Below are 3,588 nucleotides of genomic sequence, written 5' to 3' on the forward strand. Positions count from 1 at the left end.
ACATCACCCCGTGGGTGCCGGAGCACGGCTCGCTGGGTGCCTCCGGCGACCTGGCGCCGCTGGCGCACTGCGCGCTGGTGCTGCTCGGCGAGGGCTGGGTCCTCGGCCCGGCCGGTGAGCGGCAGGACGCGGCCGACGCGTTGACCGCCGCCGGGCTCAAGCCGATCGAGCTGGCCGCCAAGGAAGGGCTGGCGCTGATCAACGGCACCGACGGCATGCTCGGCATGCTGTTGCTGGCCATCCACGACGCGGCGCACCTGTTCGCCATGGCCGACGTGACGGCCGCGCTGGCCATCGAGGCGATGCTCGGCTCGGAGCGACCGTTCCTGCCCGAGCTGCACGCGATCCGGCCCCACCCCGGTCAGGCGGCGTCGGCGGCGAACATCCACCGGCTGTTGCAGAACTCCCGGGTGATGGACTCACACCGCGACGACCTGGCGCACGCCGTGCAGGACGCGTACTCGATGCGGTGCGCGCCGCAGGTCGCCGGCGCGGCCCGCGACACCCTCGACTTCGTCCGCACCGTCGCCGCCCGGGAGCTGGTGTCCGTTGTGGACAACCCGGTGGTGCTGCCGGACGGCCGGGTCGAGTCGACCGGGAACTTCCACGGCGCGCCGCTCGGCTTCGCCGCGGACTTCCTCGCCATCGCCGCCGCCGAGGTGGGCGCGATCGCCGAACGGCGGGTGGACCGGCTGCTCGACGTCACCCGCTCCCGGGAGCTGCCGGCGTTCCTCTCCCCCGACGCCGGGGTCAACTCCGGGCTGATGATCGCCCAGTACACGGCGGCCGGGATCGTCGCCGAGAACCGTCGGCTCGCCGCCCCCGCCTCGGTGGACTCGCTGCCCACCAGCGGAATGCAGGAGGACCACGTCTCGATGGGCTGGGCCGCAGCCAAGAAGCTGCGTACCGTGCTGGACAACCTGACCAGCCTGCTCGCCGTGGAGCTGCTGGCCGGCGTACGCGGCCTTCAACTGCGGGCCCCGCTGCAGCCGTCACCGGCCGGTAAGGCCGCCGTGGAGGCGCTCACCGACGTGATCGGCGAGCCCGGGCCCGACGTGTTCCTCGCTCCCCTGGTGGAGACGGCCCGTGCGGTGGTGAGCGGTCCGAACCTGCGAGCCGCCATCGAATCGGAAATCGGCACGCTCAGCTGACGCGGAAAAGACGCTCCCACCGTCCGGAAGGTTGAGCCGTTCAGGTGGATTTCGCTGGTCGAGGCCCTTGCTAGGCTTCCCGCCCGGCGGGGGTATCCGGAGCCTCCCGCCCGACGGGGGCATCCGGAATGGGTTCCGAAGGTGAGCAGGCGTGAACGACGTCACTGAAGAGTTGCATCTCGGCGATCGCTATTCCGGAATACCAGCACAGAGGTCTGCGGCGGCGGCAACGCCAGCCGCTGGTGGTGATGGTGATGGCACCGCGTCGCCGGTGGCCACCGACACCGGCACCGGCACCGGCACTGGCCAGCAGTGGTGGCAGCGGCCCGCGGCGGTACCGCTGGCCGCCGGCGCGCTGACCCTCGTCGTGGTGCTGATCGCCGCGGGACGCCGCCAGCTGTGGCGAGACGAGTTCGCGACACTCGACGCCGCCCGAATGGGGCTCCGAGAGCTGTATGCGTTGGTGCAGCAGAAGGATCTGGTGCTCCTTCCGTACTACCTCGGAATGCATTTCTGGGTGCGGCTCTTCGGCGACAGCGAGGTGGCGCTCCGCCTTCCCTCGATGATCGCCGTGGCGATCGCGGCCGCCCTGACGGCCCTGCAGGGCCGAATGTTGTACGGCCCACGGGTGGGTCTGCTGGCTGGCGTGCTGTTCGGGCTCCTACCGGTCGTGACCCGGTACGGGCAGGAGGCGCGGCCCTACGGTCTGGTCATCGCCGCGGTGGCGGCGGCCGGCCTGTTCGCGGTGATGGCGACGCAGCGGCACTCCCGCGTGGCCTGGATCTGTTACGCCCTCATGCTCGTCCTGGTCGGCTGGCTGCACCTGATCGCCCTGGTGGTGCTGCCCGCACATGGCCTGCTCGTCCTGCTGGAGGCCCGCCGACGGCAGAGTTGGCAGCCGGTCACCTGGTGGATGGGTGCGACAGCGGCCGCTGTCGCAGTCCTGTCACCGCTGGTGTGGCTGGCCAAGGCGCAGAGCGGTCAGATCGCGTGGATCCAACCCGTTCCGGTGGGCGACCTCAGCGAGTGGATGCTGGAGTTGCCCGGCGCGATCGGGGTCGGCGGGGTGCTGTTGGGCCTCGGCATCCTCGGCTGTGTCGGCGGTGGACCCCGCGTCGGCTACCTCGCCGCCTGGGCCCTCGGTCCGTTGATTCTGCTGTGGGCGCTGACTCCCGTCATGCTGCTCTTCACCGAGCGCTACGTGCTGTTCGTGCTGCCCGCGTGGTGCCTGTTGGCGGCCGCCGGGGTGCAGGTCGCCGCCCAGCGGTTGAGTACGTTCACCGTGGCGGTCCCGGTGCTGGTGCTCCTCGTGGGTCTCAGCAGCCACGTCGCGCTCAGGGCTCCGGTCACCGAGTTCGAACCCGACCTGCGGGGCGCCGCGGCGGTGATCGACCAGCAGCGACGTACGGGTGACCTGGTGGCGTACACCGGCCCGTTCCCGTGGTGGGCGAACGCTGGCATCAAGTACTACCTGCAGGAGAAGCCGCTCCCCGAGGTGTTCCAAACGACCGAGGGGCAGGCGACGCCGAACTACCGGGCGTGGTGCGGCGGGCCGGCCAAGTGCCTGGACACCAGGGCCCGGATCTGGCTGATCAACACGAAACCGTCCACCACCAAGCTGACCTCGTTCGCGGGGATGAATCCCGAGGTGGAGAAGGCGCTGCGGGCCCGGTTCGTGGTGACCCAGGTGGACCGCTTCACCGACGTGAGCGTCTCACTGCTCACCCCCCGGCCCAAGAAGGGGTGACTGACGGGCCGTTACGGTCGTCCGTCAGTCACCTTCGCCAGCCAGCCCACTCGGGGCTCAGCTGGAACGGGCCGGGTGTTCAGGCGGGCGGCAGCACCTTGGCGACCAGCTTGGCCAGCTCACGCAACGCCTTGCCCCGGTGGCTGATGGCGTCCTTCTCCGCCGGGGTCAGCTCGGCGTTGGTCCGGTCCTGCCCGTCGCCCAGGAAGATCGGGTCGTAGCCGAAGCCGCCGTCACCGCGCGGTGCGCGCAGCACCCGCCCAGGCTGCCGGCCGTCGACGAGGTGCTCCTTGCCGCCGGGCAGCACCAACGCCACGGTGCAGACGAACGAGGCGGCCCGCTGCTCGTCGGGCACGTCGGCGATCTGATCCAGCACCAGCTGAAGGTTGGCCCGGTCGTCGCCGTGCTTGCCGGACCAGCGGGCGCTGAACACGCCCGGCATCCCGTTGAGCGCGTCGACGGCGAGCCCGGAGTCGTCGGCGATGGTCGGCAACCCGCTCTGCCGGCACCCCTCCCGCGCCTTGATCAGCGCGTTCTCGCCGAAGGTCAGGCCGGTCTCCGGCAGTTCGGCGTACTGCTCGACGTCGTCCAGCCCGAGCAGGGCGATCCGGTGCGCGCCGAGCGCACCGTCCAGGATCCGCTGCAGCTCGACGAGCTTCTTGCGGTTACGCGTGGCGAGCAGGACCTTGT

At 70.9% G+C, this 3,588-nt stretch carries 3 protein-coding genes; 2 read left to right on the forward strand and 1 reads right to left on the reverse strand.

What is annotated here, in order from left to right:
* Together KBX53_RS26305 and KBX53_RS26310 are read left to right on the forward strand one after the other, a co-directional pair.
* Positions 1-1,151: aromatic amino acid lyase (locus KBX53_RS26305; RefSeq protein WP_210862203.1), on the forward strand; the 1,151-nt coding region annotated here is incomplete at its 5' end.
* 271 nt (positions 1,152-1,422) lie between these two features.
* Complete coding sequence (locus KBX53_RS26310; protein WP_210862206.1) at positions 1,423-2,898, forward strand: glycosyltransferase family 39 protein; 1,476 nt, start codon at positions 1,423-1,425, stop codon at positions 2,896-2,898.
* Between the two features lie 79 nt (positions 2,899-2,977).
* Here the strand turns inward: KBX53_RS26310 and rdgB are convergent.
* On the reverse strand, positions 2,978-3,588 hold a 611-nt coding region (gene rdgB, locus KBX53_RS26315), incomplete at its 5' end, for an RdgB/HAM1 family non-canonical purine NTP pyrophosphatase (protein WP_210862208.1).

It is taken from the genome of Micromonospora sp. M51, from assembly GCF_018070305.1.
In the GTDB taxonomy this organism is placed as follows: Bacteria; Actinomycetota; Actinomycetes; order Mycobacteriales; family Micromonosporaceae; genus Micromonospora; species Micromonospora parva.